Origin of the sequence: Cupriavidus sp. IK-TO18, from assembly GCF_015549295.1 — a bacterium.
In the GTDB taxonomy this organism is placed as follows: domain Bacteria; phylum Pseudomonadota; class Gammaproteobacteria; order Burkholderiales; family Burkholderiaceae; genus Cupriavidus; species Cupriavidus oxalaticus_A.
Window position 1 is genome coordinate 204,090 of the sequence record NZ_JADGMP010000001.1, and the last position, 24,257, is coordinate 228,346.

General features: G+C 68.4%; 23 protein-coding genes. 13 read left to right on the plus strand and 10 right to left on the minus strand.

Annotation, left to right across the window (positions count from 1 at the left end; genetic code table 11):
• Positions 1-398: 398 nt before the first annotated feature.
• The 4 genes from IPF36_RS00890 to IPF36_RS00905 form a co-directional block, all read right to left on the minus strand.
• Positions 399-1,841 (minus strand): FAD-binding oxidoreductase, encoded by a 1,443-nt coding sequence (locus IPF36_RS00890; protein ID WP_195427054.1) that lies wholly within the window; start codon positions 1,839-1,841, stop codon positions 399-401.
• Positions 1,842-1,857: 16 nt separating this feature from the next.
• A complete protein-coding gene (locus IPF36_RS00895; RefSeq protein ID WP_133094306.1) occupies positions 1,858-2,274 on the minus strand; it encodes a nuclear transport factor 2 family protein in 417 nt (138 codons plus the stop codon).
• Positions 2,275-2,417: 143 nt separating this feature from the next.
• Positions 2,418-3,989, minus strand: coding sequence for a PLP-dependent aminotransferase family protein (locus tag IPF36_RS00900; protein WP_135702967.1), 1,572 nt, complete (start codon positions 3,987-3,989; stop codon positions 2,418-2,420).
• A 76-nt stretch (positions 3,990-4,065) separates the two neighbouring features.
• Positions 4,066-5,502: an amino acid permease gene (locus IPF36_RS00905; protein ID WP_135702966.1), complete on the minus strand. Its 1,437-nt coding sequence runs from the start codon at positions 5,500-5,502 to the stop codon at positions 4,066-4,068.
• A gap of 334 nt (positions 5,503-5,836) precedes the next feature.
• Between IPF36_RS00905 and IPF36_RS00910 the strand changes: the two genes are divergently transcribed.
• Genes IPF36_RS00910 through IPF36_RS00920 form a run of 3 tightly spaced genes read left to right on the plus strand, consistent with a single transcriptional unit; the run spans position 5,837 to position 9,466 of the window.
• Positions 5,837-6,676 carry an IclR family transcriptional regulator gene (locus IPF36_RS00910; RefSeq protein ID WP_195427056.1) on the plus strand — a complete coding sequence of 280 codons (840 nt, stop codon included), beginning with the start codon at positions 5,837-5,839 and terminating at the stop codon, positions 6,674-6,676.
• A 58-nt stretch (positions 6,677-6,734) separates the two neighbouring features.
• The gene (locus IPF36_RS00915) at positions 6,735-7,748 is read left to right on the plus strand and encodes an AAA family ATPase (protein ID WP_195427059.1); all 1,014 of its coding nucleotides are present in this window, start codon (positions 6,735-6,737) and stop codon (positions 7,746-7,748) included.
• Positions 7,745-9,466 (plus strand): cobalt chelatase, encoded by a 1,722-nt coding sequence (locus IPF36_RS00920; protein WP_135702963.1) that lies wholly within the window; start codon positions 7,745-7,747, stop codon positions 9,464-9,466. The genes IPF36_RS00915 and IPF36_RS00920 overlap by 4 nt, the downstream gene beginning before the upstream one ends.
• Positions 9,467-9,468: 2 nt before the next feature.
• On the opposite strand, the gene IPF36_RS00925 is transcribed toward IPF36_RS00920, so the two are convergent.
• The 4 genes from IPF36_RS00925 to IPF36_RS00940 are packed head-to-tail and all read right to left on the minus strand — an operon-like array spanning position 9,469 to position 12,060.
• On the minus strand, positions 9,469-9,771 hold the full coding sequence (locus IPF36_RS00925; RefSeq protein ID WP_133094312.1) for a 2Fe-2S iron-sulfur cluster-binding protein: 303 nt from the start codon (positions 9,769-9,771) through the stop codon (positions 9,469-9,471).
• A gap of 33 nt (positions 9,772-9,804) precedes the next feature.
• Entirely contained in the window at positions 9,805-10,131 is a 327-nt protein-coding gene (locus IPF36_RS00930; RefSeq protein ID WP_195427061.1) for a ferredoxin, read from the minus strand.
• 1 nt (position 10,132) lies between these two features.
• Positions 10,133-10,468, minus strand: coding sequence for a 2Fe-2S iron-sulfur cluster-binding protein (locus tag IPF36_RS00935; RefSeq protein WP_135702961.1), 336 nt, complete (start codon positions 10,466-10,468; stop codon positions 10,133-10,135).
• 53 nt (positions 10,469-10,521) lie between these two features.
• Positions 10,522-12,060, minus strand: a complete 1,539-nt coding sequence (locus IPF36_RS00940) for a hypothetical protein (protein WP_133094315.1) — start codon at positions 12,058-12,060, stop codon at positions 10,522-10,524.
• A gap of 432 nt (positions 12,061-12,492) precedes the next feature.
• Between IPF36_RS00940 and IPF36_RS00945 the strand changes: the two genes are divergently transcribed.
• The 10 genes from IPF36_RS00945 (at position 12,493) to IPF36_RS00990 (ending at position 22,330) form a co-directional block, all read left to right on the plus strand.
• Positions 12,493-13,188 (plus strand): sulfite exporter TauE/SafE family protein, encoded by a 696-nt coding sequence (locus IPF36_RS00945; protein WP_133094721.1) that lies wholly within the window; start codon positions 12,493-12,495, stop codon positions 13,186-13,188.
• A gap of 60 nt (positions 13,189-13,248) precedes the next feature.
• Positions 13,249-14,181 carry an ornithine cyclodeaminase family protein gene (locus tag IPF36_RS00950; protein WP_133094316.1) on the plus strand — a complete coding sequence of 311 codons (933 nt, stop codon included), beginning with the start codon at positions 13,249-13,251 and terminating at the stop codon, positions 14,179-14,181.
• Positions 14,182-14,358: 177 nt separating this feature from the next.
• Positions 14,359-15,090, plus strand: coding sequence for a TenA family transcriptional regulator (locus IPF36_RS00955; protein ID WP_133094317.1), 732 nt, complete (start codon positions 14,359-14,361; stop codon positions 15,088-15,090).
• Positions 15,091-15,115: 25 nt separating this feature from the next.
• Complete coding sequence (locus IPF36_RS00960; protein WP_195427063.1) at positions 15,116-16,561, plus strand: aldehyde dehydrogenase family protein; 1,446 nt, start codon at positions 15,116-15,118, stop codon at positions 16,559-16,561.
• Positions 16,562-16,588: 27 nt separating this feature from the next.
• Positions 16,589-17,068 carry a heme-binding protein gene (locus tag IPF36_RS00965; protein ID WP_013953475.1) on the plus strand — a complete coding sequence of 160 codons (480 nt, stop codon included), beginning with the start codon at positions 16,589-16,591 and terminating at the stop codon, positions 17,066-17,068.
• A 27-nt stretch (positions 17,069-17,095) separates the two neighbouring features.
• The gene (locus IPF36_RS00970) at positions 17,096-18,097 is read left to right on the plus strand and encodes a 2Fe-2S iron-sulfur cluster-binding protein (protein ID WP_133094319.1); all 1,002 of its coding nucleotides are present in this window, start codon (positions 17,096-17,098) and stop codon (positions 18,095-18,097) included.
• A 70-nt stretch (positions 18,098-18,167) separates the two neighbouring features.
• Positions 18,168-18,875, plus strand: a complete 708-nt coding sequence (locus tag IPF36_RS00975; RefSeq protein ID WP_135702959.1) for a GntR family transcriptional regulator — start codon at positions 18,168-18,170, stop codon at positions 18,873-18,875.
• Between the two features lie 172 nt (positions 18,876-19,047).
• Positions 19,048-19,224 carry a hypothetical protein gene (locus tag IPF36_RS00980; RefSeq protein WP_165971459.1) on the plus strand — a complete coding sequence of 59 codons (177 nt, stop codon included), beginning with the start codon at positions 19,048-19,050 and terminating at the stop codon, positions 19,222-19,224.
• A 251-nt stretch (positions 19,225-19,475) separates the two neighbouring features.
• Entirely contained in the window at positions 19,476-20,969 is a 1,494-nt protein-coding gene (locus IPF36_RS00985) for an amidase (RefSeq protein WP_195427065.1), read from the plus strand.
• 56 nt (positions 20,970-21,025) lie between these two features.
• Positions 21,026-22,330 (plus strand): MFS transporter, encoded by a 1,305-nt coding sequence (locus IPF36_RS00990; RefSeq protein ID WP_133094322.1) that lies wholly within the window; start codon positions 21,026-21,028, stop codon positions 22,328-22,330.
• Between the two features lie 28 nt (positions 22,331-22,358).
• Here IPF36_RS00990 and IPF36_RS00995 read toward each other — a convergent pair whose 3' ends face one another.
• Positions 22,359-23,129, minus strand: a complete 771-nt coding sequence (locus tag IPF36_RS00995) for a sulfite exporter TauE/SafE family protein (protein ID WP_195427067.1) — start codon at positions 23,127-23,129, stop codon at positions 22,359-22,361.
• Positions 23,126-24,160, minus strand: coding sequence for a phosphate acetyltransferase (pta, locus tag IPF36_RS01000; RefSeq protein ID WP_195427070.1), 1,035 nt, complete (start codon positions 24,158-24,160; stop codon positions 23,126-23,128). The genes IPF36_RS00995 and pta overlap by 4 nt, the downstream gene beginning before the upstream one ends.
• Positions 24,161-24,257 lie beyond the last annotated feature (97 nt).

A 24,257-nucleotide genomic window follows, 5' to 3' on the forward strand; every position in this document is an offset into this window, starting at 1 on the left:
CGCGTGGCAATGGGTCGTGCGCGATGCAACGCACGCTACGAGTTATCCCTGCGAGGGGTATGCCAGTCCGGCTCGTGTGGGAAGTTTGTACCGTACGATTAGTGCTTGCTTCAGCGCCTTAGAAATACGATCACAAGGACATCGCATCGCCGGTGCTAGTGAACGCGAGAATGTGATGCCTGCTGCGCTGGTTGCGTATGCCTCGCGCGAGTGGGGGTCTCGGAGTGAGATGCCCAACCGGGAAGCGGGCCGGAGACTCTTCGGCGGTATGAATGAGGGACCAGGCACGTCCAAGCGGCTCAAGAACATGGTCTTGACCTGATCCCTGCAAGAAAGGAATGAGTTAGCAGCGGTCCCTTTGGATGGAAGCAACCGGCATCATCGGTGCTGTGGCCGCTTCAAAACACATCATCCTTCCAGTGATACCAGTGATACAGCGCCCGCTGCCCCATCCGGCGGAACGGCGCGAACATCCGCGACTCCGCCATCTCGAGCACGTTCGGGAACGGCAGCGGCGAGCGGAAGATCGGCAGCTGCGGCAGCGACGACTCCTTGCCGGCGATCAGCGTCGCCAGCCGCTTGCCCGCCTGCGCGGAGTACATCACGCCATTGCCGCCATACCCCATCGCGTAGTAGATCGATTGCGACGGGTCCGGCTGCGTGATACGCGGCATCATGTCGTGGCTGACATCGACCCAGCCCCACCACGAGTAGTCGATCTGGATGCCGCGCAGCGCCGGGAACTTGCGGTACATGTCGGCGATCAGCTTCTGCTTGTACTGGTCCTGCGGCGCGTCGTTGCCGGTGATGGCGCTGCGGCTGCCGATCTGCAGGCGGCCGTCGGGCATCAGCCGGTAGTAGTGGCGCAGGATGCGCGTGTCGGTGATGACCTGCGTGGTGCGGAAGTTACACGCGGCAATTTCGTCGGGGGTCAGCGGGCGCGTGACGATCGAGTTTGACAGGATCGGAAACAGCCGGTTCTTGAGCTGGCGGTGCAGCGACTGCGAGGTGTAGCCGCCAGTGGCCACGCCCACGGCGCGGGCGCGCACGATGCCGCCGGGAGTGCGCAGGTAGTGGACGCCGTTGCGCGTTTCCCAGCCGGTCACGGGGCTGGACGGATGCACCTTGGCGCCCAGCTCGCGCGCGCGGCGCAGGTAGCCGAAAGCCAGCTTGCCGGCGTGGATGCCGATGCCCTCGGGCTCGTGCATGGCGCCCGCGGCTTCCTTGTCGTCGACGTATTCGCGCCGCACGGTGCTGGCATCGAGGATGCGCGCGTCGTAGTTGAAGACTTCCCGCAGGATTTTTGCTTCCTTTTCCAGCCCGGGCATCACCTTGTCGCGGTGCGCGATATACAGGTGGCCGCCCGGCTGCGGATCGCAGTCGATGTCCTTGATCAGCCCCTTGAAGGTCTCCATGCCGTCGCAGACCTCTTCATGCAGGCGCAGCGCGGTGTCCAGCCCATAGCGCTGGATCCACTGCGAACGCTTGAGGCGCCCCGACGCGCATTGCGCCTGGCCGCCGTTGCGCGTGCTGCAGCCCCAGCTGACGCGGTTGGCTTCGAGCACGGTGGCCTTGATGCCGTACTGCTGCGCCAGGAAGATCGCGCAGGTCAGGCCGGTGAAGCCCGAGCCGATGATGGCCACGTCGACGTCGATGTCATGGGTGATCGGGCCGTCGTCGGCGGGCGGCGTGCCGGCGGTGCCGATCCAGTAGGTGGGCGCGTACTCGCGGCCCTGTCCGGGGGTGGGGGTATGCAGCGGGTCGTAGGCGGGGTCGTACGGACGCGACGGCGCGGTCGTGTGCTCGCCGCCCAGGGAACTGCGGGGGACTACGGCTTCCATGGCGCGTCTCCTGCGTTCAGGCTTGCGCTGCCACTACGGGCGCAACCACGGGCGGGCGGTCCTTGCGGTAGGCGTTCTTCACGGCGATCTTGCCGTCGCGGAAGGTGAAGACGTCGACCATGCGCGCCTCGATGCGGGCGCCGTCGGCGCGGGTGCCTTTGAAGGTGGATTCGCTGACGCCGCGGTCGCCCACGACAAAGTGATCGCCATCGACCCATTGCGCGTCGGGAAAGGTCTGCCAGGCGAGCTGGAAGCCTTCGCGCACGGCGTCGCGGCCGATAAAGCTGCGGCCGAGCAGTTCGCTGCCGGCCACGCCGTGGAAGGCGCAGTCATCGGCCATGAAGCCCATCAGGGCGTCGAGGTCATGGCGGTTCCAGGCGTCATTGAAGGCTTGCAGCAGTTCGATGCCGGCGGCGGTGTTGCGATCGGACATGTCTTGGTCTCCTGAGTGTTGTCCACCGGTCCGCGCAAGAAGGCGCTGCGGTAACCGGCCATGACTCGAGGATAGGGAAGCCGGCCGCGGCGCTGTAGCGCCAGTTCGGGACAATCGCTTGGGCCAGCCGGAGCGGGTCCGTTTCAGGCCGCCGGGCGGGCGCGGGACGTGACGGTGGCGTCCGCTACGGCTGCGCCGGCGCCGCCGGGGGTGGCCTGCAGTTCACGCGCGACACCCGCCAGCACGCGGATGCCGGGCTCGATCCGGTCCAGCGAGATCGAGGAGTAGCCCAGCCGGAACACGTTGCGAGGCGCCGGCTCCTCCATGAAGAAGACGCTGCCGGGCTCGATCAGCACGCCCTGCAGCTCGGCAAGGCGCGCGAGCGCGTTGGCGTCGAGCCAGGGCGGCCCTTCGATCCAGCAGGACGCGCCGCCGGCGATCGGCACCGGACGGAAATCGGGCATATGCGTGGCCAGCGCCGCCAGCACCGCCTCGGCGCGCTCGCGGTGCGCCGCCGACAGGCGCCGCAGGTGCGCGTCATAGTGGCCCAGCGACAGGAACAGCGAGAACGCGCGCTGGATATACGCCGAAGGGTGCCGCAGCATCAGCCGCCGCGCCGCGCGCAGCTCGGCGATCAGCGGCGCCGGCCCGACCACATAGCCGATGCGCAGCCCCGGCGCCAGGCTCTTGGACAGGCTGCCGACGTAGATCACGCGGTTGCTGCGGTCCAGGCTCTTGAGCGTGGGCGTGGGGTCGCCCTCGAAGCGGCTCTCGCTTTCGTAGTCGTCCTCGATCAGCACGAAGTCCGCTTCCTCGGCCTGGCGCAGCAGCGCCTGCCGGCGCGCCAGCGGCATGGTCACGGTGGTGGGGCACTGGTGGCTGGGCGTGACATAGACGTAGTCGCACGCGCGCTGCGCGTCGGACAGCACCAGTCCGTCGCCATCGACCGCCAGCGGTACCAGGTGCGAGGTATGCGAGCCGAAGATATTGCGCGCATCCGGATAGCCGGGATCTTCGATGCCGACCGGCGTATCGGGGCTGACCAGCAGGTCGGCCAGCAGGTACAGCGCCTGCTGCGCGCCCACGGTGACCACGATCTCGTCGGCGCCGGCCCATACGCCGCGGCGCGGCAGCACACGGGTGCGGATCTGCTGCACCAGCGACTCGTCGTCGCGCAGGATCATGTCCTGGGCCCAGTCGTGGATGTCGAGCACGCTGAGCGCCTTCAGGCAGCATTCGCGCCAGTCGGCAGTGGGGAACAGCGTGGGGTCGTACTGGCCGTAGATGAACGGGTACGGGTAGTCGCGCCAGTTGGCGCGCTTGACGATATTGCGCTGCTGCGTGGGGCGGAACACGAAGCGCCGCTCCCAGTCCGGTTCGCCGCCGCGCGCCGGCACCGGCTCGCCGCGCAGCGAGGCCACGCCGCTGACGCGCGTGCCGAGGATCCCGGGATTGACGAAATAGCCGCTGCGTTCGCGCGCCACCAGGTAGCCTTCATCGACCAGCTGCTGGTAGGCCAGCACCACGGTGTTGCGCGCCACGCGCAGCTGCGCGGACAGCTCGCGGCTGCTCGGCAGCGGTTCGCCCTGCGGCAGTTGCTCGTCGAGGATCGCCGACACCAGCATCTGGCGGATCTTGCCCTGCAGGCTCAGTCCGGACAGGGCGTGCTGCTGGAACAGCTGGAACCACATGGTGGCGGGAGACTTGAGGCTCATGGTGCGGGAGCAATAACAACGACACTGCAAACGACACAGCGCGCCAGCTTACTGCACTGGCGCGCCGCGTGGCACATCAATACTTGTGAAGATCGGGCCTTGGCATCTCGGCCAGCGGGACTACCGGCTCCGCGCCACGGCGAAACAGTTGCCGCGCACCGTAGGCAATCAGCAGGATCAGCAGGCTGATGACCCCCAGCGCAAGCGGCGTGCGCTGGTCGGGGATAAAGGCCATGGCGATCACGATGCCCAGCATGCCCAGGATCGCGACATAGGTCAGATACGGGAAGCACCACATGCGCACGCGCAGCAGGCCCGGCGCCTCGCGTTCCAGCCGCGAGCGCAGGCGCAGCTGCGAGATCGCGATCAGGATGTAGACGAAGATGGCGACGGTGCCGTACGAGTTGACCAGGAAGGCGAACACCGTATCGGGCGAGACATAGGACATCACCACCGCGCCGTAGCCGAACAGCGTGGCCACCAGGATGGCGCGCACCGGCACGCCGTTGCGGCTGACGCGGGCCAGCGACTGCGGCGCATCGCCGCGGCGGGTCAGCGCGAACAGCATGCGCGACGAAGCGTACAGGCCGGAGTTGAGCGCCGACAGCACCGCGGTCAGCACGATCGCGTTCATGATCTGCGCGGCGGCGGGAACGCCCATCACGTTCAGCGCGCTGACGTACGGCGTGGCGATGCTGTTGGAGTTCCACGGCACCAGGCATACCACTAGCAGGATCGAGCCGACATAGAACACCAGCACGCGCGTGATCACCGAGCTGGTGGCCTTGGCCACGGCCTTCTGCGGCTCGGCGGTCTCGGCGGCGGCGATGGTGACGATCTCGGCGCCGAAGTAGAAGCCGGTGGCCGCGACCGCGCCGGTCAGCACCGGCACGATGCCGTTCGGCATGAAGCCGCCGTTGGCGGTCAGGTTGGCCACCTGCATGCCGTGGGCGCCGGGAGCGAGACCCAGCACGTACACGCCTGCGACGAACAGGAACACGATGATTGCCGCGACCTTGATCGAGGCGAACCAGAATTCGAACTCGCCGAACGACTTGACCGACACCAGGTTGGTCAGCGTCAGCATCACCAGCAGCACCAGGCTGATGATCCAGTTGGGCACGTCCGGCAGCCAGTAGCGCACCAGGTCGGCGCCGGCGACGGCTTCGAGCGCCACCACGATGACCCAGAAGTACCAGTACATCCAGCCGGTCAGGAAGCCGGCGAGGTTGCCCACCCTGGGGCGGTCGCGCCAGGCTTCGCGCGCATACTCGTAGAAGCCGCCTGTGCCGGGCAGCGCGCACGCCATCTCGCCCAGCATGCGCATGACCAGCACGACCAGCAGGCCGGTGATCAGGAAGGAAAGGACCGCGCCGGGGCCGGCCGACTTGATGACGACGCCGCTGCCGACAAAAAGGCCGGCGCCGATCACGCCGCCAAGCGCGATCATGGTCATGTGGCGTTGCTTGAGGCCGTGGGATAGTCCGTTGCCGGACTCGGGTTGTTGGATCATGGTGTGTCTCCTGTGCTGCGCGTGCTGCCGGTGCTACTTGCAGCCAGACCAGCGTTTTTGGCAGGCGCCACGGCTTCTCTTCTGTATAGGTGGCGGCGCGGGAAACGCCAGCCGGGGCCGTGGTCGGTTCAGTGTTTGCAATCCCGGGTACGGGATGCTTATCCGTCCATGTCGACTAGTCTCCGGTGTCTACTTAAAAATCCGGAACCAGTTGTTCCGAAAACTTATTGTTTCACCGGAATGTAGGCCCTCCTCGGCGGAAGGTCAACCAGAAGTTTCGATAATTGATATGATTTGACTCTGAAAATGAAACTTACCTATGATGGAGCCAGGCATGAACGATATGCGCCTCGCCAAAAGTGACGCCAGGCCGGACGGAGACACGCCGGCACTGCGTTTGTTCGGCCTGCTCGAAGTCATCGCGGAGAAGGACCAGTCCTTCAACCTGCAGGCGCTGGTGGAAGAAACCGGCCTGCCCAAGCCCACGCTGCACCGCATGCTGCAGCAGCTCGAGGCGGCGGGGCTGATCCAGCGCAACGGCGACGGGCGGCAATACGGCACCGGCCTGCGGCTGCGCCGGCTGGCGGAGAACCTGTTGCTCAACAGCACCTCGCACGGCGCGCGCCACATGGTGCTGCGGCGGCTGGTGGAAGAGGTGGGCGAGAGCTGCAACCTGACCGCGTTCTCGGGCGGCGAGGTGCTGTACCTGGACCGCGTGGAAACCGCGGCGCCGCTGCGCTTCTACCTGCATCCGGGTTCGCGCGTGCCGGCGCACTGCTCCGCCACCGGCAAGCTGTTCCTGGCGCAGCTGGCGCCGGCGCAGCGGCAGCGGCTGCTGGCCCATGCGGAGCTGGAGCGGTACACGCAGAACACGCTGACCGACCACGCGCAGCTGGAAGCGGAACTGGAGCGCGTGAAGCGCGACGGCTACGCGCTGGATGACGAGGAGTTCCTGCCCGGGCTGGTCTGCATCGGCGTGCTGGTCCCGGCCGTGGACGGCGGCAAGTCCAACCTCGGGCTGGCGCTGCAGGCCCCGGTCATGCGCGTGGCGCGCGACAAGGTGGTGCAGCTGTTGCCGGCGCTGCAGCGCGCGGCCAGCGCGCTGGCGGCAATCGAGGCCGAAAGCGCCAGCAGCTGGCATGGCGGCGCGGATAGCGCCGAAGAGGACGAATAGCGCGCACGGCGTCACGCGGGGTTGCCCCGCTGGTCGCGGTGCCGATGTGATAGCAGGCATGGCGACCAACGAGGAGCATGAGGTGACGCAAGAGCAGTATGGCAAGCCGGACCGGATGATTCCGGTGCGCGCGGTGTTCGGCATCGATTCCGGCCTGATGGTGCCGGCCTTCAGCCTGCGCGACGACCACGTACCGGAGATCGACCCGGCCTACCGCTTCCACCCGGAGGTGACGCTTGCGATCCTGTCCGGCTTCATGCGCGACCGGCGCGTGATGGTGCAGGGGCTGCATGGCAGCGGCAAGTCCACCCATATCGAGCAGGTGGCGGCGCGGCTCAACTGGCCGTGCGTGCGCGTCAACCTGGACGGGCATATCAGCCGGCTCGACCTGGTCGGCAAGGACGCCATCGTCGTGCGCGACGGGCGCCAGGTGACCGAGTTCCAGGAAGGCATCGTGCCGTGGGCGCTGCAGCGGCCGGTGGCGCTGATCTTCGATGAATACGACGCGGGCCGTCCCGACGTGATGTTCGTGATCCAGCGCATCCTGGAACGCGATGGCAAATTCACGCTGCTCGACCAGAACCGCGTGATCCGGCCGCATCCGTCGTTCCGGCTGTTCGCCACCTCCAATACCGTGGGGCTCGGCAACGTCAACGGGCTCTATCACGGCACCCAGCTGCTCAACCACGCGCAGATCGACCGCTGGAACGTGGTCGCCACGCTGGACTACCTGCCGCACGAGGAAGAGGCGGGCATCGTGCTCGCGCGCGTGCCCGAGCTGGACAACGATGCCGGCCGCGCGCTGGTCGACGCCATGGTGGCCATGGCGGGGCTGACGCGGCGCGGGTTTGCGGCGGGTGACCTGTCGGCGCTGATGTCGCCGCGCACCGTGATCAGCTGGGCCGAGAACTGCCAGATCTTCCGCGATCCGGGCCTGGCGTTCCGGCTGACCTTCCTGAACAAGTGCGACGAGGCCGAGCGGCCGGTGGTGGCGGAGTATTATCAGCGCTGCTTCGGGCAACTGCCCGGGGAGCCCGCCGCGGTTGCGGCAGCGTCGGAGTCCGCGCCATGACCACGGCGTCGGCAGCGCAGCAGCTGCGCCGGCGCCAGCGGCAGGACGAACTCTCCGGCGCCGCCGTGCGCGCGCTGACCGGCGATGCGGCGCTGCATTTCCGCGACGGCCAGCTCTGGCGCGCGATGCGGCCGGTGCCGCAGCATGCGCCGCACCTGCGCACCGATCCGGGCACTGACACGGCTGCCTGCCTGCGCGGCGCCGCCGACGGCGCGGCACTGCGGCAGGCGCATTCCGATGCCGCGCTGCACCGCAGCCTCTGCCCCGCCGATCCGGTGGAGCGCCTGCTCTTCGAGCTGCTCGAGCAGCTGCGCTGCGAGACCCACCTGCCGCGCGGCATGGCCGGCGTGGCAGCCAACCTGCGGCACGGCTTCATGGCGTGGTCGCGCGCGTTCCATCGCTCGGGGTTGACCGAGGGCCATCTCGGCATCCTGCTCTACACGGTGGCGCAGGTGGCGTGGTCGCGCCTGAGCGGCGAGCCGGTGCTGGAAGAGACCGAAGACCTGATCGAGGCCACGCGCGCTGCCATCGTTCCCGTGCTGGGCACGGCGCTGGCAGGCCTGCGCGCGCAGCGCCGCGACCAGTCCGCGTTTGCCGTGCATGCGCTGGCGCTGGCACGTGCCGTCGGGGACATGGTCCGCAGCGAAGCGCCGCGTGCCGGCGAGGACGACGACAACGCCGTTTCATCGGCACGCGCGGGCTTTGCGCTGTGGCTCGATTTCGACGAACCGCCCGCTGAAGCCTTCGCGCTTGCCGACAGCGGCCACAGTCGCGTGCTGGCCGACGCAGCCGATGGCTACCGTATCTTCACCACGCGCTACGACCGCGAAGTGCGCGCCGCCACGCTGGTGCGGCGCGCCTTGCTCGATGAGTACCGCACGCGTCTGGACGCACGCATCGCCCGCGCGGGCGTCAACGTGGCGCGGCTCGCGCGCAAGCTGCGCGCCGCGCTGGCGCAGCCGCGCGTTGATGGCTGGTCCTTCGGCGAGGAAAGCGGCCGCATCGACGGCCGCCGGCTGGCGCAACTGGTCAGCTCGCCCGCCGAACGGCGCCTGTTCCGCCGCGAAGCGCACAAGGCGCACGCCGATTGCGTGGTGGGCTTCCTGGTGGATTGCTCGGGATCGATGAAGGCGCGGGCGGAGCCGCTGACTTTGCTGCTCGACCTGCTGGCGCGTGCCCTCGACCAGGCCGGCGTGGCCACCGAGGTGCTGGGCTTCACCACCAACGCCTGGAACGGCGGGCGCGCCCGCGCCGACTGGCTCGCGCGCGGCCGGCCGGCGCACCCCGGCCGGCTCAACGAAACCTGTCACATGGTGTTCAAGGATGCCGCGCGCAGCTGGCGCCGTGCGCGCACCGACATGACCGCCTTGCTCAAGGCCGACCTGTTCCGCGAAGGCATGGACGGCGAGGCGGTGGAGTGGGCCTGCGCCCGGCTGCACGCCACCGGCAAGGCGCGCCGCATCCTGCTGGTGGTGTCCGACGGTAGCCCGATGGACACCGCCACAGGGCTGGCCAACGATGCGTGTTATCTCGACAACCACCTCAAGGCCGTCGTGGCGCGGCATGAGGCGTTGCGTGATGTGGAGGTGCTGGGGCTGGGGGTTGGGCTGGATCTCAGCCCGTATTACCGGCACACGCTGGCGCTGGACCTGACGCAGCCGGTGGACATGGCGATGTTGGACGAGGTGGCGGGGTTGATCGCCGCGCGGCGGCGCTGAACTCAGGCGCGCACTGCCTCCCTGGGCTGCCACGACACCGCGATATCGCCCTCGATGAACGTCTGGCAAGCCAGCCGGAAGCCCCCTGCGAGTTCTTCTTCCGTCAGCAGTTTCTTTTCCTTCGGCTTGACCGCGTCGGTATGCTCGCGGCCTTTGTCGATGCGGCACTTGCAGGTGCCGCACAGGCCGCCGCCGCACTTGAACGGGATGCCGCCCCGCTCGCGCAGCGACACACGCAGCAGGTTGCTGTTCACCGGCGCGCTGACCGTCTTGCCGTGGTTGGTGAGGAAGGTGATCTGGATCATGGCGATGAATGCGTAGCGTGCGTGTGGGAGGCTTCAGGACTGGCCGCCCACGGCGACCGGCGTGGGCACGAGGGCGATGTCCATGCTGCCGAAGCTGGCCAGCTCGCGCAGCGCGGCGCGGGCGGCCTCCAGCGTGGCGTACTTGTCGAGGAACTTGGTCGATATCAGGTTGACGATGCCGGGTGGGGCTTCCTCCTGCACTCGTACCTTGCTTTCGGCTGTATCGGCCGCCAGCTCGGCGATGACGAAGCGTGCAGTGCGCTTGCCATAGAACACGTAGTCGTATGCCTCGACGGCGGTCATGCCGTCGGTGGGCTCGGTGCGGAACTGGCCGGGGCGGCTGGTGAGCAGCACGAACATGTCAGGCTCCCGCGCTTGCCGTGGCGAGGGCGGCGGGGGCCGGCAGGTCGTCCTGGGCCAGCTCGATGTCATGCTCGATCCAGAGCTGGCACGCTAGCCGGTAACCCTGCTCGAGCCGTTCGCCGAGCTGCTTCTTTTCCTTCCAGTTGGGCGGCGGCAGGTGCTCGGCCCCGGCGAGCACGCGGCAGGCGCACTTGGAGCATTTGCCCATGCCGCACTCGTAGCGCAGGTTGGGGTAGGGGAACTGCCGGATGCCGGCGCGGACAACCAGGTTGGTCTGGGGCTTGACCTCGTCGACAAAGGTCTCGCCGAGCTTGTGGAAGGTGACTTTGGGCATCGTCAGGTCTGGGAAAAGTCAGGAAAAACAGCGGTAGCGATGCTTGCGGGCGCCTACGACCACAACACCATCGCCGCCACGGTGGAGCAGCCCAGCCCGATCAGCACCGGGATCAGCAGCGCGCGCACCGCTTCCAGCACCGGCACCCGGGCGAAGCCTGCCACCGCGATCAGCGACGACCACGCCACCAGCGTGCCGCCGCCGGTCCAGACCGCGCCCATCTGGCCCACGGCCGCCAGCGTGGCCGGGTCGAAGCCGACCACCGGCCCCAGCGCGCCGGCCAGCGTGCCGGTCAGCGGCAGGCCCGCGAAACCTGAGCCGTCGATGCCGGTGATCATGCCGACCAGCAGCACGCCGAAGGCGACCAGCACGTGGTTGTCCGGGATCATGTGCTGGTAGGCCTGGATCAGCTCGAACAGCAGGCTCGGCGCCTTGCCCGGCGGCAGGCCGAGGATCTGCGCGGCGGTCTCGCCGGCGCCGACGAAGAAGAAGCCGGCGATCGGCAGCACCGAGCCCATCGCCTTGAAGGCGAAGACGAAGCCGTCGGTGATGTGCTCCGGGCAGACGTCGAGCATGCGGCGCGGGCCTTCGGCCGCCAGCGTCGCCAGCATCATCAGTACCGCCGCGACGCCGCCGACCAGCGCGGCCGCGTCGCCGCCCTTGAGATCCTGCACGCCGGTGCCGAGCTTGGGCAGCACCATCACGGCGACCACCGCGAGGAAGGCAACCGGCGTCACGATGGCAAAGCATTTCGACCACTTCACCCGGCGCCTTGCCACCATCGACAGGCTTGCCTCGATATTGCTGTCGGTGGCAAGCGGTTCGGTGTGGGCGGTGCCCCTGGCGATCTCGGCCTTGTCGAAGGTGATGCCGCCGTCGATCGCTTCGGCGGTGCCGCCCGCCTGCGCCTGCCAGCGGTCGAGCAGGGTGCCGCAAGCCGGCACGATGTGCTTGCGCATCGACAGGTACGCCAGGCACAGCGCGATGCAGCCGGTGATGATCGACAGGGCCAGCGCGCGGTCGGCCACCACCGCGGCGCTGACCGCCGCACCGGCGGCCTTGGCGCTGATGCCCGGCGCGACGCCGATCACATAGTCCGACGACAACGCCATGCCCTGACCGGCAATGGCGATCGCCATCGCGCCCGCCAGCGGCGGCAGCCCCGCCGCGATCGCGGCGGGCAGCAGGATGGCCGAGACCAGCGGCACGGCCGGCGTCGGCCAGAAGAACAGCGAGATGACGTAGGTGATGCCCGCCAGGATAAAGAACGCCGAATGCCCGTTCTTCATCACCACGCGGAAGGGCTCGACCATGCGGATGTCGGAGCGCAGCGTCTTGAGCGCATTGAGCAGCGCCGTCATGAATGCAATCACCAGGAAGATATTGAACAGCTCCTTGGCGGCAACCAGGCTCGCGGAAAACACCCCGCCCAGTGCCGACACCGGGCTGCCGGTCAGCGCAAAGACGACCAGGGCGGTGCCGACGATCGACGGGACAACAACATTGGCGCGCAGGATCATCGTCAGCACGATGACTGCTACCCCTGACAGATAGATCCAGTGCGCGGCACCGATCACGACTTGTTGTGACATGAAGACTCCCTGGGGGCGGAGGGTTTGTGGGGCGGATGGACTGGGCTGCGCTGCACCCGTTTCGGTATACTATATTCCATAATGTCTTCGCGCCAAGCGATTTCGCATCCGGACTTACGCTTACGCGAGAATGGTGCGGATCGCTCTAAGGCGCACATTTATTGGGAATTCGCCCGCTTTCACGGTCCTCCCATTGGTGCATCCCATCGGCGGGCCGGTTGCCCGGCACATCCTCAGTATGTAGACTGTATACCGTTATGTATCGATTTCGGCGGGACAATCGAGCCAGATGAGCAGGACGCATGCCCGTTCCCGGGCAATCCGCCCACTCAGCCTGGCCGTCCGGCTATTCCCGCCACTACCGTTTCCGCCATGCCCGATCCGTTGCTCGCGATGCTGCCCGCCGGCCTGTCCGTCCCGGCCTACCTGTCGATGGGACTGCTCATCCTGGCGGGAGCCTGCCTGCAGGGTGTGGGCGGGATCGGCTTTGCCATGCTGTCGGCGCCGCTGGGCGCGATCTTCTTCCCTGACCTCGTGCCGGGGCCGCTGCTGGCGATGGGCTGCTGCCTGTCGCTGATGGGCGCCCTGCGCGAGCGCGAGGCCATCGTCTGGAACATCGCCGGCCTTGCACTGGCCGGCCGTGCGCTGGGCGGCGCCGCGGCGGTGCTGACCATCGCGTGGCTGGCCCCGGGTCCGCTGGCGCTGCTGTTCTCGCTGTCGATCCTCGCCGCCGTGGCGCTGAGCCTGCTCGGCTGGCGCCTGCTGCCTAGCACCCGCAACGTGGTCGTGGCGGGCACCTTGTCTGGCTTCATGGGGACGATCACCTCGGCCGGCGCGCCGCCGTTCGCGCTCGTCATGCAGCACATGGCGCCCGCGCCGTTGCGCGCGACCATGGGCTGCATCCTGTCCGGCGGGGCGGTGCTGTCGCTCGCCATGCTGGCGCTGGCCGGGCGCTTCGGCCTGCCGCAACTGGTGCTGGCGCTGGTGCTGGCGCCGTTCCTGCTGGCCGGTTTCGCGCTGTCCAACCGGCTGCGCGGGCGGGTGTCTCCCACTGCGGTGCGCCGCCTGCTGCTGGGCCTGTGCGCGGCCGGCGCGCTGGGCGTGCTCGGCCGCGCGGCATTTGCCTGATGGCGCCGGGCCCGCGGCGCTTCCGAATTTTTCCAGCTCAACCTAACCAGCGGAGTTTCCATGCAGCACATCACAGACGCGATGATCGATGCCCACGTCACCCCGGAAGATGCCCGGCAGGTCATGGAGGCGGCGTTTTCCAGCTTCGGGCGCGGCGACGCCGCGATGCAGGAGCGCATCCGCACCGAGGCCGGCGGCGTCAAGCTGTCCACGCTGGGGGCGGTGATTCCGCAGCAGGGCGTGGCCGGGGCCAAGGTCTACACCACCATCAACGGCCAGTTTTCCTTTGTCATCCTGATCTTCTCGACCGAAGACGGCCGGCCGCTGGCTTCGTTCGACGCCGGCGCCATCACGCGCCTGCGCACCGCGGCGTGCACCACGCTGGCGGCGCAGCGGCTGGCCCGTCCCGGCGCGCGCACGCTGGCCTTGTTCGGCGCCGGCACGCAGGGCGCCCAGCACGCGCGCCAGCTCGGCGCCACGCTCGGGCTGGAACGCATCCTGGTGTCCGATCCGCATGCGGACGCCGGCATGCCCGAGCGCCTGTCGGCGCTGTGCGGCATCCCGGTGGCGCTGGCCGAGCCCGATGCGGCGGTGGCCGAGGCCGACATCATCGTCACGGCCTCGCGCGCGACCACGCCGCTGTTCGCCGGCACGTCGATCCGGCCGGGCGCCTTCGTGGCCGCCATCGGCTCCAGCCTGCCGCATACGCGCGAACTGGACGACGCCGCGCTGCGCCGCGCCGCCGCGGTCGTGGTGGAGTGGCGGCCGCAATCGACCCGCGAGGCCGGCGATATCGTGCTGGCCGATCCGCAAGCGCTGCCGGCGGACAAGATCGTGGAACTGGCGGACGTCGTGCTCGGCAAGGCGTCGCCAAGGCAGCGCGACGACGACATCGTGATCTACAAGTCGGTCGGCGTGGGGCTGGAAGACGTGGCGCTGGCTGGTTTCGCCTGGTCGCGCATCGCGGGCGGGGCAGAGCGCCGCGCCGCCTGAGCGCGGTCGCTCGCTCCAGCGCCGGGTAAACACCGACGTGATTAGTCAACAGAGCCCTTGTCGTCTCCGATTGACTGTATATAGTATACAACCATGCCGAGACCGATCCGCCATGCGAGCCGGTCCCGGCATCCAACCCACCGAATCGCCCCGTATCGCCAACCAGGAGCCCCCGTCATGGCCGAACTGATGAACCGCGAAGATTTCCGTGCCGCCCTCGAAGAAGCCATCAAAGGCAAGAGCGCCAACAAGGCGCCGTTCAGCGTGGCCTGGGCCAGCGGCAAGCTGACCCGCGCCCATCTCGCGCGCTGGGCCGAGAACCACTACCACTACGTCGGCCCGTTCGCGGACTACCTGGGCTACATCTACGCCCGCACGCCGGACCGCTATACCGAAGCCAAGGATTTCCTGCTCGCGAACATGTACGAGGAAGAGATCGGCGGCGACCGCCACACCGACCTGCTGATCCGCTTTGCCGAAGCCTGCGGCACCACGCGCGAGCGCGTGACCGACCCGGACAACATGTCGCCCACCACGCGCGGCCTGCAGAGCTGGTGCTATGCGGTGGCCATGCGCGAAGACCCGATCGTGGCGGTGGCCGGCCTGGTGGTGGGGCTGGAATCGCAGGTGCCGTCGATCTACCGCAAGCAGACCCCGACGCTGCGCGACAAGTACCAGTTCACCGACGAAGAGGTCGAGTTCTTCGACCTGCATATCGTCTCGGACGAGATCCACGGCGAGCGCGGCTACCAGATCGTGCTGGAGCACGCCAACACGCCGGAGCTGCAGCAGCGCTGCCTGAAGATCTGCGAGATCGGCGCGCAGATGCGGCTGCTGTACACCACCGCGCTCTATCACGACTACGTCGAGAAAGAACTGCCGCTGCCCGAACTCGACATGGCAGCCTGAGCGCCGCCACGCAACGGGATCGACGATGACCGTATTCCTGAACCATATCGACGGCGAATGGACGGCCTGCCAGTCGGGCCGCACCTTCGACAACGTCAACCCGGCCGACACCGCCGACCTCGTGGGCCGCTTCCAGGCGTCGTCCGCGGTCGACGCGCAGGCGGCCGTGGCGGCCGCGGCGGCAGCCTTTGCCGGCTGGAGAAAGACCCCGGTCGGCAAGCGCGCCGCCATCCTCAACCGCGCGGCGGAGCACCTTGAAGCCAACGCCGACAGCATCGCCGCCGAGCTGACCCGCGAGGAAGGCAAGGCGCTGGCGCTGGCGCGCGACGAGGTGCTGCGCTCGGCCCAGACGCTGCGCTTCTATGCCGTGGAAGCGCAGACCTTCAACGGCGAGGTGTTCCCCAACGACGACCCTGACCAGCTCGTCTACAGCCAGCGCGAGCCGCTGGGCGTGGTGACGGTGATCGCGCCGTGGAATTTCCCGGTATCGATTCCCGCGCGCAAGATCGCGCCGGCGCTGGTGACCGGCAACACGGTGGTGTTCAAGCCGTCGTCCGAGGCGCCGCTGTCGGGCTACCGGCTGGCCGAGGCGCTGGTCAAGGCCGGGCTGCCCAAGGGCGTGCTGAACTTCATCACCGGCAGCGCCGCCGAGATCGGCGCAACCATCACCGAAGCGCCTGTGGTGCGCGCGATCTCGTTCACCGGGTCGTCGCGCGCCGGCGAGCAGATCCACCGCGCGGCGCCGCTGACCACGCGCACGCAGATGGAACTCGGCGGCAAGAACCCGCTGATCGTGATGGAAGACGCCGACCTGGATCGCGCCGTCGACCTGACCATCAAGGGCGGCTTCTCGCTGTCGGGGCAAGCCTGCACCGGCACCAGCCGCGTGCTGGTGGCCGAATCCGTGAAGGCGGCATACACCGAGCGCCTGCTGGCGAAAGTCGCAACGCTCAAGGTCGGCAGCGGCATGACGCCGGGCATGGATCTCGGGCCGCTGGCCTCGGCCAGGCAGCTGGAGACCGTGCTGCGCTATATCGACATCGGCAAGTCCGAGGCGACGCTGCTGTCCGGCGGCACGCGGCTGACCGGCGGCGATCTCGACAAGGGCTATTACGTCGCGCCGACGGTGTTCACCGACGTGACGCAGCAGATGCGGATCGCGCGCGAGGAGATCTTCGGGCCTGTGATCGCCATCATCGGATTTACCGGCTACGCCGACGCCATCGCCAAGGCCAACGATACCGAGTACGGGCTGGCCGCGGCCATCGTCACCAGCAGCCCGCGCTACATCCACCACTTCGCCACCGACATCGAGGCGGGCACGGTCAAGATCAACCGCACCACCACGGGCAACCTGGTCAACGCGCCGTTCGGCGGGGTCAAGAGGTCTAGCACCTCGACCTTCCGCGAGTCGGGCCGCACCGGGCTGGAATTCTATACGCAGGTCAAGACGGTCTACCGGGGCGCCTGAGCCCGGCCGTCGCAAGGAGTCTTACCGATGAAGAAAGCCATCAAGCTGGAACTGCGCGAAGCGCGCCACATGGTTGCCGCCGCGATCCGGCGCTCGGAGGAAATCGGCGTGCTGGAGTCGATCTGCGTGGTCGACGAGGGCGGCTACCCGCTCGCGCTCGAACGCATGGACGGCGCCCGCATCACCGGGCCGCAGATCGCGTGGAACAAGGCGTTCACCGCCGCGGGCCACAAGCGCTCCACCCACCTGTTCACCACGCCGCCGAACGGGCCGGCGCTGCCTGGCAACGAGGCCTTCGGCATCCAGTGGAGCTTCGAAGGCAAGTTCGCGGCGTTCGTCGGCGGCTTCCCGATCGTGGTCAACGACGAGGTGATCGGCGGCATCGGCCTGTCGGGCGGCAACGGCGAGCAGGACACGCAGGCCGGGCTGGCCGCGCTGCAGGCGCTGGCCGAACTGCTTGCGCCGCAGGACCTGAAGGTGCTGGTGCAGGCCGATATCAAGAAGTAAGTACAAGTTCGTCTTAGCGGAGGTTCCATGTCGTACCGCATCCAGATCGCCGATACGCAGCAGGTCTTTTTCGTCGAGCGCGGCGAGACGCTGCTGCAGGCCGCGCAGCGCGCCAGCATCGCCTTGCCGCACGACTGCCAGCTGGGCGGCTGCGGCACCTGCCGCATCCGCCTGTTCGACGGGCAGGTGCGCTACGACGAGGAGCCGTTCGGCCTCGCGCCGGACGAGGCTGCCGCCGGTTACGCGCTCGCTTGCCAGGCACAGCCGCTGGCCGACCTCGTCATCGGCACCGCACGTGAGGGCGAGGCCTGCGCCGAGCCCGCGCGGCACCGCGCGGTGGTGCAGGCGGTGCGCCCGCTGTCGGCGGACGTCATGCACGTCGAACTGGAGGTGCCGGACGCGGGCACGCTGGACTATCGCCCCGGCCAATACCTGAAGCTGGTGAGTACCGACGGGCTCGCGCGCAGCTTTTCGATGGCGTCGGTGCCGCGGGACGGGCGGGTCGACCTGCACGTGCGGCGCATTCCGGGCGGCGCCTTTACCGACGGCATCCTGCCGCGCATGCGGGCTGGCGATGCAATCGACGTCGAACTGCCGCTCGGCAACTTCTTCTACCGGTCCCGCGACTACCGGCCGCTGCTGATGGTGGCCACCGGCACCGGGCTGGCGCCGATCAAGGCGATCCTGGAATCGCTGATGGGCGATCCCGACTGCCCGCCGGTGTCGCTGTACTGGGGCATGCGCCAGCCGCACGACCTGTACCTGCACGACGCCATCCCCGCGTGGGGCGAACGGCTCTATGACTTCCAGTACGTCCCGGTGCTGTCGCGCGCCGGGACGGACTGGCAGGGCAGGCGCGGCTATGTGCACGACGCGGCGCTGGCCGACCTGGGCGACCTGAGCGAGCACGCCATCTACCTGTGCGGCTCGCCCGACATGATCCGTGACGCCCGTGCCGCTTTCCTGGCGCACGGAGCCAGTCCTGACCACCTCTACGCGGACAGCTTTACCTTCCAGCACCTTTGTTAAGACATGACGGTATGCAAGGATGGCTGGTATACAATGACGCCAGCCTTTCCGCCTACGCCTCTGCCGACCCATGTCCCTCACTCCGTCTCCCGCCGCGCCCGCCGAGCCGCTGAGCCTCGGTGCCAGCCACTCGCCGCTGTTTGCCCTTGTCACCGACAAGGTGCGCGAAGGCATCCTGAACGGCAAGTACGCGCCGGGCGAGCGGCTGGTGGAAAACAAGCTGTCGGCGGAACTGGGCGTATCGCGCATTCCCGTGCGCGAGGCGCTGCGCGCGCTGGCCAGCGAGGGCCTGGTGCTGATCGAGCCGCGCCGCGGCGCCACGGTGGCGAGCCTGTCGCCGGTGATCGCGCGCGAGATGGTGGAGGTGCGCGCCACGCTGGAAGGCCTCAACGCCAAGCTCGCCGCGCAGCGGCGCGACCCGGCGCTGGTGGCGGAACTGGAAACGGTGCTGCGCCAGGGCATGGAGGCCGCCGCGCAGGGCCGCGCGGATGAACTGCTGGCGCTCAATACCCGCTTTCATGAGGTGCTCGGCACCATCGCCGCGAACAGCGTGCTGCAGGAAATGATGCGCTCGCTGCGCGAGCGCACCGCCGTGCTGTTCGGCCCCGCCAACGTGGTGCGCGCGCGCCAGAACTGGGACGAGCACGCCCAGATCCTGCAGGCCGTGATCGCCGGCGACGCCGACCTTGCCGCGCTGCTGGCCGCGCGCCATGTCTACAGCGCCGCCAAGGCGGCCGACCTGCCGGTGGGCGGGCAGGGCGCGGCGCAGGCGGCCTGAGCGAAGGCTGCGGCCCCTGGCTGTCGTCCGCTGCCGGCCGGTATTTTCCCAATCCGAGTGGCGATTGCTATTTCCGTTGCATGCCCCGCAACAGGGCGTTGCATGCCCGCGCATGACGCACTGCACCAAGAATGTGTATACTGTAGTCATTCAAGGTCAATTGGGATTTACCATGCAGTCGCCCGAGCAACGCTATCTGTCGCAACCCGTAGGTCAGCAACTGCTGCACCACCTTGCCGCGCGCGACGCCGTGCGCCATGCCTCGCCGCTGGTGCCGCTGCGCCTGCGCGATATCGGCCGCTTCCTGCAGGCGCTGGGCGGCCGCGCGCCCCGGCGCGGCCATTGCTGATCCAGCCTGAGTGACCGGGCGGCGCATCGCGCCGCTCGTGGCCGTCGCTTCCCTTCTGGCACGGGTTCTGCGTGCCGCACTTCCCCCGATAGTCCATCCCCTGGCGCTTGCCATCCGTGGTGCCCGCGCGCACATTCGCCTTGCACTGCGCGCAAGACGGAATATAGTATACCAACACAATTAGCAGTCCCTGAGCCCCTGATAATGCCCCCACCCGTGCCGAGCCGCGCGGATCACGACAAGGAGCCGATGTGAACCTGCCCGACTGGACGACCGGCGGCTTTCCGCCGCTATGGGAGGTGGCACAACGGCTCGCCGGCGGCACGGTTACATCGGAGGAACTTGTCGACGCCTGCGAGGCGGCCTGGCAGCGATGGCACGGCGTCATCAATGCGCTGGTGCTGCCGGATTTCAGCGCCGCGCGCGCCGCGGCACGCGACAGCGACCGGCGCCGCCGCGCCGGGCAGGCGCGCGGCGTCCTCGACGGCGTGCCGTTCTCGGTCAAGGAATCGTTCGACGTCGCCGGCTGGCCGACCACCTGCGGCAATCCCGCCTTGCGCGGGCACGTCGCCCAGCGGGATGCCGTAGTGGTGCAACGGCTGCGCGATGCCGGCGCGGTCCTGCTCGGCAAGACCAACGTCCCGCTCGGGCTGCGCGACTGGCAGAGCTACAACGCCATCTATGGCACGACCCGCAATCCGCACGATCCGTCGCGCACGCCGGGCGGCTCGTCCGGCGGTAGCGCGGCGGCGGTGTGCGCGGGTTTGTCGTTCTTCGATGTGGGTTCCGACATCGGTTCCTCGCTGCGCAACCCGGCGCACTACTGCGGCATCTTCTCGCTCAAGCCTAGTCACGGGCTGGTGCCACTGGCAGGCCACGGCACCGGCGCGGCGCGTTTCGGCGAGCAGGACATCAATGTCGCCGGCCCGCTGGCCCGCAGCGCTCGCGACCTGGAACTGGTGCTGCGCGCGATCGCCGGACCGGCCGGTGACGAGGCATTGCCATACCGCTTGCAGTTGCCGGAATGCCCGCACTGCACGCTCGCGGATTTCCGCGTTGCCGTCCTGCCCACCCATGCCCAGGCGGAAGCCGACACCGAGGTTGCAACGCAGATCGAACAGCTGGGTCACTGGCTGTCCGGCAAGGGCGCCCGCGTCGACTGGCATGTGCGGCCGGACTTCGACGCCGGCGAGCTCTGGCATGTCTACGTGACGCTGTTGCGCGCCACCACCTCTGTGCACATGGACGACGCCGCGTTTGCCGATGCGCTGGCGCGCAGCGCCACCGCCGCGGCGGGCGACCATGGCTATGCAACCCTGCAGTACACCGGCGCGACGCTGGGCCACCGCGACTGGTTGCGCCTGCAGGTCGCGCGCGAGCGCTTTGCCGCCGCCTGGCGCCGCTTCTTTACCGGCTACGACGTGCTGCTATGCCCGGCCGCGGCCACCACGGCATTTCCCATCGACGAGGCCGGAGAGCCCTGGCAGCGGACCATCAGCGTCAACGGCCGCCCGCAGCCGATGACCACGCAACTGTTCTGGGCCGGCCATTCCGGGCTGTGCGGCCTGCCTTCGGCCGTTGCGCCGATCACACCGATCGCACCAATGGGGCCAGGCGCCAGCGGCCTGCCGGTCGGCGTGCAGATCGTCGCCGGCCGCTACCAGGATCTCACCGCCTTGCGTTTTGCCAGCCTGCTGGAGGAAGCGGGCCATGCCTGCCGGCCGCCGCCGCGGCCAGCCGCCTGACCGGCGGACCACCACCACCAACCACACCACATCACACCACCACAGGGGAGGGAATCATGTTCGATTGGTTCCGTGATTTGTCGCGCATGGAGCGCAAGGGATTCTATGGCGCGTTCCTGGGGCATGCCGTCGACGTGTTCGACTTCATGATCTATTCCTTCCTCATCTCCACGCTGCTGGGGCAGTGGGGCATGAGCAAGTCCACGGCGGGCGCGATCGTCACGTGGACACTGGTGTCGTCGCTGGTCGGCGCGATCGGCGCCGGCATCCTGGCCGACCGCTACGGGCGGGTGCGCGTGCTGCGCTGGACCATCATCGTGTTCGCGGGCGCGTGCTTCCTGTGCGGGCTGGCGCAGTCGCCGGAGCAACTGATGCTGTTCCGCATGATCCAGGGGCTGGGCTTCGGCGGCGAGTCATCGCTGTGCATGGTGCTGGTGACGGAGATGATCCGCAACCCCGCGCACCGCGGCAAATACTCGGGCTTTACCGCGAGCAGCTATTCCTTCGGCTGGGGCGCGGCGGCGATCGTGTATGCGATCACCTTCAGCGTGCTGCCGGCGGAGACGGCATGGCGCGTCTGCTTCTTCCTCGGCATCCTGCCGGCACTGGTGGTGATCTACCTGCGCCGCAACCTGGAGGAGCCGGAGATATTCCTGAAGAGCCGCGCGGCGGGCAGGCAAGGCTCCGCGCTGGCCGGGCTCGGCCGCCTGTTCCGCGGGCCGCTGCTGTCGAAGACGCTGCTGTGCAGCCTGCTTTCGGGCGGCATGCTGGGCGCGTACTACGCCATTGCCACGTGGCTGCCGACCTTCCTCAAGACCGAGCGCGGGCTGTCGGTGTTCGGCACCAGTAGCTACCTGACGGTCACCATCATCGGCTCACTGGTCGGCTACGTGGCGGGAGCCTATGCCACGGACCGCTGGGGCCGGCGGCTGACCTACATCGTGTTTGCGGCGGGGGCGTTCGTGGCCGCGCTGGTCTACATGGTGATCCCGGTGTCGAACACGTCGATGCTGTTCCTGGGCTTCCCGCTGGGGGTGCTGATGCAGGGCGTGTTCGCCGGCATCGGCGCGACCATCTCCGAGTCCTATCCCAACGATATCCGCGCGACGGGATATGGCGTCTCGTACAACGCCGGCCGTGTGATCGGCTCGCTGTTCCCGCTATCGGTCGGGTGGCTGAGTTCGGGGCACACCTCGCTGCCGATCGCGATCGCGATTGTCGCCGGGGTTGGCTATGCGATGGTAGTGGTTGCCGCCGTGTTGCTGCCGGAAACGACCGGTATGGATCTCGGGCAGGCCGGCGGCAGCGGCGAGAAAGAAGACGCCGCGCCGCTGGCGCAGCCCGCAGGCACGGTCGCCTGAACGCGCCGGGAGGGCGCTGCCCGCGCCCTCATCGAACCCACGCCGAGATCGCAGGCAGCATCAGGCTGACGCCGATCCCGATCAGCACCCCAAACGCAACCCGCCGCGTCGTGGTCGGCGAGAACGGCGGCGGAAAGCGCCGCCCCAGCAGCGTGGCGATTACCACCACCGGCACGCCCAGCGCCGCCTGCAGCCAGATCGCGCCATCGAGCTGGCCCTGCCAAGCCGAGAACAACGTGCGCACGCTGGACGTGACGGTAAATACCAGGATCAGCGCGCAGCGGATCTCCACCGGCTTCATCGGCTGCCGGTAGAACTGGAAGATCAGCGGCGGCCCGGACACGCCGAACATGCCGCTCAGCAGCCCGCCGAACACGCCGCTGACGAAGAAGCTGCCATCGCCTGAGCGTTGCGGCAGCGGTTCGGGCTTGAACGCGGCGCTCAGGCCGCCGTACAGGATCACCGCGCCCAGCAGCAGTTGCAGCAGCGTGGCGGCGCTGGAACTCAGGTACTCCAGTACCAGCACGCCCACCAGCACCGACGGCAGGATGCCGATGGCGGCAGCGCCCACGGCGCGCCAGTCGATATGCCCCAGCTTGCCGGGCAGCGCGCAGGCGCTGTTGGCCAGCGTCACCAGGCTGACCACGGCCGCGACGGTGGCCACCGGCGCGAGCCCCAGCCCGCTGGTGGCGCCCATCACGATCATGCCCAGGCCGAAGCCGGTCACCGTCTGGAAGTAGGTACCCGCGCCGAGCAGGGCTTGCAGCCCCAGCAGCGGCAACAACAATTCCGCCTTCATGCCGCCGCCTGTTCGCCTTTGCCGGCCTGTGCCGCGGTGGCCTGCGCCTGGACCACGGTGACGGCGATGACATGGAACACATCGTCCGCGCTGCACCCGCGCGACAGGTCATTGGCCGGCTTGTTCAGCCCCTGCAGCATCGGCCCGATCGCCTTGGCGCCGCCGACGCGCTCGGCCAGCTTGTAGCCGATATTGCCGGACTCCAGGTTGGGGAACACCAGCACGTTGGCGCGGCCGTTGACCTGCGAGTGCGCGACCTTGCGCGCGGCGATCTCGGCGACGATGGCGGCATCGAGCTGCACGTCGCCATCGATGGCCAGGCCGGGGCGCTGCGCGCGCACGCGCTCGGTGGCGGCCACCACCTTGTCCACGGCGGCATGGTGCGCGCTGCCGCTGGTGGAGAACGACAGCATCGCCACGCGCGGCTCGTCGTTCAGCAGTGCGCGCGCGCTGTCGGCAGCGGCCATGGCGATCTCCGACAGCTCTTCCGCATCGGGATTCACCACCAGCCCGCAGTCAGAGAAGATCAGCCCGCCCTTGAGTGTGTGGAAGGGCTCGCACAGCATCATCAGGAAAAAGCTCGACACCAGCCGGAAACCGGGCGCCAGGCCGATCAGCTGGATCGCGTTGCGCACCACGTCGGCGGTGGTGTGTTCCGCCCCCGCGACCGACCCGTCCGCATGGCCGAGGCGCACCATCAGGTTGGCGAAGCACAGCGGGTCCAGCACCGCGCGCCTGGCTTCGTCCAGCGTCATGCCTTTCTTCTGGCGCAAGGCGTAGAGCTGTTGCGCGAACGAGGGCGTCAGCGCGGAGGTGGCCGGATCGAGCAGCGTGATGCCGTCCAGCGCGATGCCGTGGATGGCCGCGGCGGCGTTGATCTGGCGCGGGTTGCCGACCAGCACGATGCGGGCGATGCCTTCCTGCATGGCACGCTGCGCGGCCTGCAGGATGCGCGGGTCTTCGGCCTCGCACAGCACGATGCGGCGGGGGGCGGCGCGGGCGCGGTCGATGATGCGGAGGATGGGTTTCATGGTGGTTGGCTCGGTGAAACTGAAAAAAGGGCCAGCGCCGCGCGCTATGCCCTTGGTGTTCTCCCCTCTCCCGCTTGCGGGAGAGGGAGCACCCCAT

Excerpts from the sequence above, each read along its gene's own strand:
- IPF36_RS00890 (WP_195427054.1), bottom strand. The coding sequence starts at position 1,841 with ATGGAAGCCGTAGTCCCCCGCAGTTCCCTGGGCGGCGAGCACACGACC.
- IPF36_RS00895 (WP_133094306.1), bottom strand. The coding sequence starts at position 2,274 with ATGTCCGATCGCAACACCGCCGCCGGCATCGAACTGCTGCAAGCCTTC.
- IPF36_RS00900 (WP_135702967.1), bottom strand. The coding sequence starts at position 3,989 with ATGAGCCTCAAGTCTCCCGCCACCATGTGGTTCCAGCTGTTCCAGCAG.
- IPF36_RS00905 (WP_135702966.1), bottom strand. The coding sequence starts at position 5,502 with ATGATCCAACAACCCGAGTCCGGCAACGGACTATCCCACGGCCTCAAG.
- IPF36_RS00910 (WP_195427056.1), top strand. The coding sequence starts at position 5,837 with ATGAACGATATGCGCCTCGCCAAAAGTGACGCCAGGCCGGACGGAGAC.
- IPF36_RS00915 (WP_195427059.1), top strand. The coding sequence starts at position 6,735 with ATGGCGACCAACGAGGAGCATGAGGTGACGCAAGAGCAGTATGGCAAG.
- IPF36_RS00920 (WP_135702963.1), top strand. The coding sequence starts at position 7,745 with ATGACCACGGCGTCGGCAGCGCAGCAGCTGCGCCGGCGCCAGCGGCAG.
- IPF36_RS00925 (WP_133094312.1), bottom strand. The coding sequence starts at position 9,771 with ATGATCCAGATCACCTTCCTCACCAACCACGGCAAGACGGTCAGCGCG.
- IPF36_RS00930 (WP_195427061.1), bottom strand. The coding sequence starts at position 10,131 with ATGTTCGTGCTGCTCACCAGCCGCCCCGGCCAGTTCCGCACCGAGCCC.
- IPF36_RS00935 (WP_135702961.1), bottom strand. The coding sequence starts at position 10,468 with ATGCCCAAAGTCACCTTCCACAAGCTCGGCGAGACCTTTGTCGACGAG.
- IPF36_RS00940 (WP_133094315.1), bottom strand. The coding sequence starts at position 12,060 with ATGTCACAACAAGTCGTGATCGGTGCCGCGCACTGGATCTATCTGTCA.
- IPF36_RS00945 (WP_133094721.1), top strand. The coding sequence starts at position 12,493 with ATGGGACTGCTCATCCTGGCGGGAGCCTGCCTGCAGGGTGTGGGCGGG.
- IPF36_RS00950 (WP_133094316.1), top strand. The coding sequence starts at position 13,249 with ATGCAGCACATCACAGACGCGATGATCGATGCCCACGTCACCCCGGAA.
- IPF36_RS00955 (WP_133094317.1), top strand. The coding sequence starts at position 14,359 with ATGGCCGAACTGATGAACCGCGAAGATTTCCGTGCCGCCCTCGAAGAA.
- IPF36_RS00960 (WP_195427063.1), top strand. The coding sequence starts at position 15,116 with ATGACCGTATTCCTGAACCATATCGACGGCGAATGGACGGCCTGCCAG.
- IPF36_RS00965 (WP_013953475.1), top strand. The coding sequence starts at position 16,589 with ATGAAGAAAGCCATCAAGCTGGAACTGCGCGAAGCGCGCCACATGGTT.
- IPF36_RS00970 (WP_133094319.1), top strand. The coding sequence starts at position 17,096 with ATGTCGTACCGCATCCAGATCGCCGATACGCAGCAGGTCTTTTTCGTC.
- IPF36_RS00975 (WP_135702959.1), top strand. The coding sequence starts at position 18,168 with ATGTCCCTCACTCCGTCTCCCGCCGCGCCCGCCGAGCCGCTGAGCCTC.
- IPF36_RS00980 (WP_165971459.1), top strand. The coding sequence starts at position 19,048 with ATGCAGTCGCCCGAGCAACGCTATCTGTCGCAACCCGTAGGTCAGCAA.
- IPF36_RS00990 (WP_133094322.1), top strand. The coding sequence starts at position 21,026 with ATGTTCGATTGGTTCCGTGATTTGTCGCGCATGGAGCGCAAGGGATTC.
- IPF36_RS00995 (WP_195427067.1), bottom strand. The coding sequence starts at position 23,129 with ATGAAGGCGGAATTGTTGTTGCCGCTGCTGGGGCTGCAAGCCCTGCTC.
- pta (WP_195427070.1), bottom strand. The coding sequence starts at position 24,160 with ATGAAACCCATCCTCCGCATCATCGACCGCGCCCGCGCCGCCCCCCGC.